Genomic DNA, 6323 nt, shown 5'->3' with positions numbered 1-6323 from the left:
GTCGGGCCTTGAACGCCGCGCACGGTCAGCGTGGCTCCCAGCGAGCCGCGACGGCCGTTTTTCACCACGTCGCCCACTAACGTCGTGCTCGACGGTTCGCCAACGATGCACCAGTCCATACGCTCTTTGCGTGCGACCAGCCGCTCAATCACCGCTTTGGTGCCGTGATGGGCCGGGCCTTCTTCGTCGCTGGTAATCAGGAACGCGACTTTGCCTTTATGGTTCGGGTGTTCGCCGACAAAGCGCTCGGCCGCTACCACCATTGAGGCAAGGCTGCCTTTCATGTCGGCCGCGCCACGCCCACAGAGCATGCCGTTTTCATCAATCAACGCATTGAACGGATCGTTCTGCCACGCCTGGACCGGCCCAGTTGGCACCACGTCGGTATGCCCGGCGAAACACAACACCGGACCTTCCTGATTGCCATGGGTGGCCCAAAAGTTATCCACATCTTCGATGCGCATAGGTTCCAGCGCAAAGCCGGCATCGCCCAGGCGCTGCATCATCACTGCCTGACAGTCCGCATCGATCGGGGTGACCGACGGACGACGGATCAAGTCACAGGCGAGTTGAAGGGTGGGCGAAAGTTCGGTTGGGGCCGTCATGGAAAGACTCCGGGGGCGGAAAAGGCGCATAGCTTAAAGCAAAACGGCGACCCGAAGGCCGCCGTTTATGACACTCGGCAGTAATCAGGCCGGTGTCGGCTCTACCACCTGTGTAGGTTTCGGCAGTGACGACAAGAAGGCCATGATCAATGCCGCCAGGTACGGCAGCGATTGCACCAGCAGCATGGTCACCCAAAAACGCATGTCAGCGCTTGGCAGGCCCTGCACCAGACAGATACCGAGTGCGGCACCCCACAACAGCAGCATGATGAACAGCTCTTCCCGTGCTTCGGAAATGGCTACCCACATGCCGTGGCTGTCGGCGTTCTTCGGGGTACGGAAGAACGGAATGCTGGTGGTGAAGAAACCGTACAGCACCGCTTTGGCGATGGTGTGCGACAACGCCAGCCCGGCCAGTGCGGCAGCAAATGCATCTTTGAGGTTGACCCCCACGGCGCGACGGTACAGGAAGATGATCTTGCCGACCTTGAACACGAACAGTGCCAATGGCGGGATAGCGAAGATCAGCAGCGGTGGGTCGACCCGTTGCGGCACGATGATCATTGCGCCAGACCACAGCAGGGCACCGAAGGTGAAGAAGATGTTCATGCCATCCGCGACCCACGGCAACCAGCCCGCGAGGAAGTGGTAACGCTGACCGCGAGTTAACTGGGTATCTTTGCCGCGCAGCAGGCTTGATGTGTGGCGCTTGATGATCTGGATCGCGCCATACGCCCAACGGAAACGCTGCTTCTTGAAGTCGATAAACGTATCCGGCATCAAACCCTTGCCATAGCTGTTATGGGCATAGGCAGCAGAAAGACCTTTTTCGAACACGCGCAGACCCAGCTCGGCGTCTTCGCAGATGCACCAGTCAGCCCAGCCAAGCTCTTCGAGCACAGAACGGCGGGTCATGGTCATGGTGCCGTGCTGAATGATCGCGTCACGGTCGTTACGGGTGACCATGCCGATATGGAAGAAGCCTTTGTATTCCGAGTAGCAGAGCTTCTTGAACGTGCTTTCGTTCTGATCGCGATAATCTTGCGGCGATTGCACCACGGCGATTTTCGGGTCAGCAAAGTGCGGCACCATGTGCTTCAGCCAGTTACGGTCAACACAGTAATCCGAGTCGATCACCGCAATCACTTCAGCGTCCGGGGCGGTGTGCGGAATCAGGTAATTCAGTGCGCCACCCTTGAAACCGGCCAGCGGTGCGACGTGGAAGAACTTGAAGCGTGGGCCGAGCAATTCGCAATGCGCCTTGACCGGCTCCCAGACCGCCGGGTCTTTGGTGTTGTTGTCGATGATCAGGACTTCAAAGTCCGGATAGTCCAGTGCAGCCAGCGCATTGAGGGTCTGTTTGACCATCTCCGGCGGCTCGTTGTAGCACGGGACATGCACCGAGACTTTTGGTCGGAAGGCGTCGTCGGCTTCAACGGGCAGGAATTCCCGGCGACGCTTGTGGGTCCAGACCGCTTCTGCGAGTTCATGGGCTTCGGCCATCAGCACGATGAAAACGCCCAGTGCGCCAAGGGCCAGCAAGAATCCAACCGTCAAACTGAACCACGTGCTGTATTGCTGGCTGTAGTCGTAACCGATCCACACCAACACCGAACCGCAAAGGAACGCGGTGAACGTCAGGAAGGTACGGCCACGTTGACGCAGGGCCGATCCGTCGATCAGCAACAGGGCCAGCGACAACAGCGCCAGAACGCCTGAGCCAATGGCTAATATGCGCCACTGGGGGATCGCGACGACCGGCCCTGTGAAATTGAATTTCTGCTGGCGATCGGCGTTGTATACGCCCCAATACGCGCCCACTGAACCTTCATCACTGGCTTTCCATGGCTGATCGAATGCTTCGATCACGAAGTAGTTGTAGCCTTGGCGGTTAAGCTTGTTGACCAGAGTACGCAGGTAAATCGCCTGATCTGCCGGGGTGGCATCGGAACCGCCACGCATACGGCCGTTGCTCGGCCAGCCAACCTCCGAAAGCAGCAGCGGTTTTTTCGGGAACATTTTTTTCAGTTCGCGGGCGCGGTCGAGGACGAACTGGCCGGCTTTGTCCACCGGGATGAATTCCCAGTACGGCAGAATGTGCGCGGCTACCAGGTCAACGTGCTTGCCCAGCTCCGGGTATTTCTCCCAGATGTGCCATTGCTCGGACGTCGTCACCGGCACTTTCACTGCGGCGCGCACCCGGTCCAGCAGTACACTCAGCTGTTTGACGGTAATTTCACGACGAAACAGGGCTTCGTTGCCCACCACCACACGAACCACGCTGCGCGATGTATTCGCCAGTTCGATGGCCTTGGTGATCTCGCGCTCGTTACGCTCTTCATCAGGGCTGATCCAGATTCCGAGGGTCACGCGCAGGCCGAATTCTTCCGCCAGCTTTGGGATATCTCCCAGGGAGCCGTCGACCGAATAGGTCCGAATGCTGTCAGTTTGCTTACTCATCAACTCCAGGTCCTGACGCATTTCATCGTCGGACGGGTAGATACCTTTCTGCGGGTTTTGCCCCGGTCGGAAAGGTGAGTAAGAGAAGCCTGAAATCTGCTCAGGCCAGTCGGGTGCTGTGACCGGGCGGTTAATCAGCGCCCAGAAGCCGGTGAATAGCGCGGCAATTGCCACAACGACCACCAAGTTGAGTCCAAATTTACGCGATGACATAAATACTTCTGGTTCCAAAGGGTGGAACGGAGGAATAGCCGACGAACGCCGGTCGGCGCGCATCCTACTCTGGGCCTTATACGGCTGTACAGCCAGCCGTTCGGCTAGTTGGTCAACGGCAATGCATTTAAGTTCTCTGGCTGTATTAAAGCAGGGGATAGCATGGCGCGTCATGGGTTCACACTGTGGGACCGAATTTATTCGGGAAGGCGCCGTGTCATACACTGACGATGCTGAATATAAAATCCATTCCCGAATGAATTCGGTCCCACGGTGAATGTGATATCACTTGCGCTTCATCCGGATAAAGATGTCGCCACGCGTATACCGCCCTATAATGCGCGCCGGTTTTTGGGGTTATGGTCATGAACACAGAAGATCCGCGATTTGCTGGCGTCGCTCGGTTATATGGCATTGAAGGCCTGGACCGGTTGCGTGCTGCGCACGTGGCCATCGTCGGCGTCGGTGGCGTCGGTTCGTGGGCGGCAGAAGCCATCGCCCGCTGTGGCGTCGGTGAAATCTCGTTGTTCGATATGGACGATGTCTGCCTGAGCAACAGCAATCGTCAATTGCACGCGCTGGACAGCACCGTCGGCCGGGACAAGGTTGAGGTCATGGCCGAGCGTTTACGTGCGATCAATCCGGATTGCATTGTTCATGCGGTGAGTGATTTCGTCACCCGCGAAACCATGGCCGAGTACATCACCCCAAACATCGACTGCGTGCTCGACTGCATCGACAGCGTTAATGCCAAGGCGGCATTGATTGCTTGGTGTAAGCGCCGCAAAATCCAGATCATTACCACTGGCGGTGCTGGCGGACAGATCGACCCGACGCTGATTCAGGTGTGTGACCTCAACCGCACCTTCAACGATCCGCTTGCGTCCAAAGTGCGCTCGACCCTGCGTCGGGATTACGGTTTTTCACGCACCATGACCCGCCACTACAGCGTGCCGTGTGTGTTCTCTACCGAACAACTGCGTTATCCGAAACCCGACGGCAGTATCTGCCTGCAAAAAAGCTTCGTCGGTGATGGCGTGAAGCTCGACTGCTCTGGCGGATTCGGTGCGGTGATGATGGTGACAGCGACCTTCGGCATGGTCGCAGCCACCAAGGCCGTGGACAAAATTGTTGCGGGTGTACGGCGCCCGTCGGAACGAGTCAAGCCCACTCAGGCCGTGCCCGAGGCCAACTGACGCATCCGTTGCAGCACCGCATTCAGGCCGTTGCTGCGCGAGGGTGACAGGTGACGGCTCAGGCCCAGTTGCTTGAACCAATCGGGCAGATCGACCTGCTGCAATTGCTCCGCTGACAGGCCATTGACCCGCGCCAACAGCAACGCCACCAAGCCCCGAATCAAGCGCGCGTCACTGGCGGCACGAAACTGCCAGCTTTCCTGCACGACGCTGCCCAGCAACCAGACTTGGCTCTCACAGCCGTGCACGCGATGATTCTCGGTTTTCTCTTCTTCGCTCAAAGCTGGCAAGCGTTCGCCCCATTGCATCAACAGCCGCGCGCGTTGTTCCCAACTTTGGGGCTGAGTGAAGGTGTCCAGGGCGAGCTGTGCATCCGGCGGCAGGCTCATCGCAGCAGTTCCAGTGCTTGATCCAATGCATCGAAGAAACGCTGTAGGTCGTCGGAATCGTTATATAGCCCCAAGGACGCCCGAATCGCGCCGGTCAGGCCGAGGCTATTGATCAGCGGCATCGCGCAATGATGCCCTGCGCGGACGGCAATCCCTTGCTCGGTCAACAGGTGCGCCAAGTCAGCGTTGTGCACGCCGTTGACCACGAAACTGGCCAGTGCCAGCTGTGGATCACCCAGCACTCGCACGCCCTCGCGGTTGTTCAACCCCTTTAGCAATAACCGGTGCAGCGCGGCTTCATGGGCCAGCACCGCGCGGTGATCAAGGCTGCCCAGGTAGTCGAGGGTTGCACCTAGGCCGATGATCCCGGCAATCGGCGGGGTGCCCGCTTCAAACCCCAATGGTGCAGGGCGAAACGTCGCACTGTGGTAGTCGGTGGTCAGCACCATTTCCCCGCCGAACTGCCAATGACGCAGTTGCGCCAGTGCTTCTTCGCGGCCATACAGCACGCCGACGCCGTCCGGGCCGTAGAGTTTGTGGCTGGAGAATACATAGAAATCGCACCCCAAGGCTTGCACGTCGTGTCGACCGTGAACCACGCCCTGGGCGCCGTCGACGACGGTCAGCGCGCCTTGAGCTTTGGCCATGTTTAGCAAGGCAGGCAGTGGCTGCCAAGCGCCCAGAACGTTGGACAACTGGCTAACCGCCAATAAACGGGTACGCGGGCCAATCAGCTCGACAGCGACATCAATATCAATCAGCCCGTGTAGGTCGAGCGGTAAAATCACCAGCTTCAGCCCACGACGTTGTGCCAGTTGTTGCCAGGGCAGAAGGTTGGCGTGATGTTCCAGCGCAGAAATAACAATTTCATCGCCCGCCTGGAAGCGATGTTCAAGCCCGTAAGCCAGTAGGTTTATTGCTGACGTCGCGCCATGGGTGAAGACGATCTGCGTGGGGTCAATCGCGTTAAGCCATTGAGCGACTTTGCTGCGGCTGTTTTCAAACGCTTGCGTGGCATTCGCCCCCGGCAGATGCTGTGCCCGATGCACATTGGCCGCGCCGTTGACGTAGTAATGGTTCAGCGCGTCGAGCAGCGCTTGAGGTTTTTGCGTGGTAGCGGCGTTGTCCAGATAGGTCTGGCCTTGCCGTTGCAGTGCGGCGATGGCTGGAAAGTCAGCGCGCCAGGGAGAGGGCAGAAGCATAGGGATTCAGCTCGATGGATCAGGGCCTGCAACGCTAATGCGCTGTCGACCCTGGATACGGCATCAGATCAGTTATGAGCGTGCAGCGCTTCGTTCAACTCGATGGCCGATTTGTGGGATTTGCATTCCACGGCGCCGGTTTGCGAGTTGCGACGGAACAACAGGTCAGGTTGACCGGCCAGTTCGCGGGCTTTGACTACTTTTACCAGCTCATTCTTGTCATCGAGCAGCGCCACTTTGGTCCCGGCGGTCACGTAC

At 58.5% G+C, this 6323-nt stretch carries 5 protein-coding genes and 1 pseudogene; 1 reads left to right on the top strand and 5 read right to left on the bottom strand.

The window, feature by feature from the left end; all coding sequences use genetic code 11:
- Nucleotides 1-605, bottom strand: a 605-nt coding sequence (dapE, locus tag M0974_RS01795) for a succinyl-diaminopimelate desuccinylase (protein WP_297831909.1), incomplete at its 3' end; no start/stop codon positions are given.
- Between the two features lie 84 nt (nt 606-689).
- On the bottom strand, nt 690-3278 hold the full coding sequence (locus M0974_RS01790) for a glycosyltransferase (RefSeq protein ID WP_297831907.1): 2589 nt from the start codon (nt 3276-3278) through the stop codon (nt 690-692).
- A 359-nt stretch (nt 3279-3637) separates the two neighbouring features.
- Between M0974_RS01790 and tcdA the strand changes: the two genes are divergently transcribed.
- Nucleotides 3638-4474: a tRNA cyclic N6-threonylcarbamoyladenosine(37) synthase TcdA gene (gene tcdA, locus M0974_RS01785; protein WP_297831904.1), complete on the top strand. Its 837-nt coding sequence runs from the start codon at nt 3638-3640 to the stop codon at nt 4472-4474.
- Here tcdA and M0974_RS01780 read toward each other — a convergent pair.
- The 3 genes and pseudogenes from M0974_RS01780 to M0974_RS01770 all read right to left on the bottom strand — a co-directional run.
- Entirely contained in the window at nt 4450-4863 is a 414-nt protein-coding gene (locus M0974_RS01780; RefSeq protein ID WP_297831901.1) for a SufE family protein, read from the bottom strand. The two genes, tcdA and M0974_RS01780, sit on opposite strands and share 25 nt — an antisense overlap.
- Nucleotides 4860-6065, bottom strand: coding sequence for an aminotransferase class V-fold PLP-dependent enzyme (locus tag M0974_RS01775; RefSeq protein WP_297831898.1), 1206 nt, complete (start codon nt 6063-6065; stop codon nt 4860-4862). Before M0974_RS01775 ends, M0974_RS01780 begins: the two co-directional genes overlap by 4 nt.
- Before the next feature lie 68 nt (nt 6066-6133).
- Nucleotides 6134-6323, bottom strand: a pseudogene (locus M0974_RS01770) (2,3,4,5-tetrahydropyridine-2,6-dicarboxylate N-succinyltransferase); the annotation flags it as partial.

This window comes from Pseudomonas sp. (assembly GCF_026224925.1).
In the GTDB taxonomy this organism is placed as follows: domain Bacteria; phylum Pseudomonadota; class Gammaproteobacteria; order Pseudomonadales; family Pseudomonadaceae; genus Aquipseudomonas.
The sequence above is the reverse complement of the archived record's forward strand: the minus strand, read 5'-3'. Positions and strand labels throughout refer to the sequence as shown.

Excerpts from the sequence above, each read along its gene's own strand:
- M0974_RS01790 (WP_297831907.1), bottom strand. The coding sequence starts at position 3,278 with ATGTCATCGCGTAAATTTGGACTCAACTTGGTGGTCGTTGTGGCAATT.
- tcdA (WP_297831904.1), top strand. The coding sequence starts at position 3,638 with ATGGTCATGAACACAGAAGATCCGCGATTTGCTGGCGTCGCTCGGTTA.
- M0974_RS01780 (WP_297831901.1), bottom strand. The coding sequence starts at position 4,863 with ATGAGCCTGCCGCCGGATGCACAGCTCGCCCTGGACACCTTCACTCAG.
- M0974_RS01775 (WP_297831898.1), bottom strand. The coding sequence starts at position 6,065 with ATGCTTCTGCCCTCTCCCTGGCGCGCTGACTTTCCAGCCATCGCCGCA.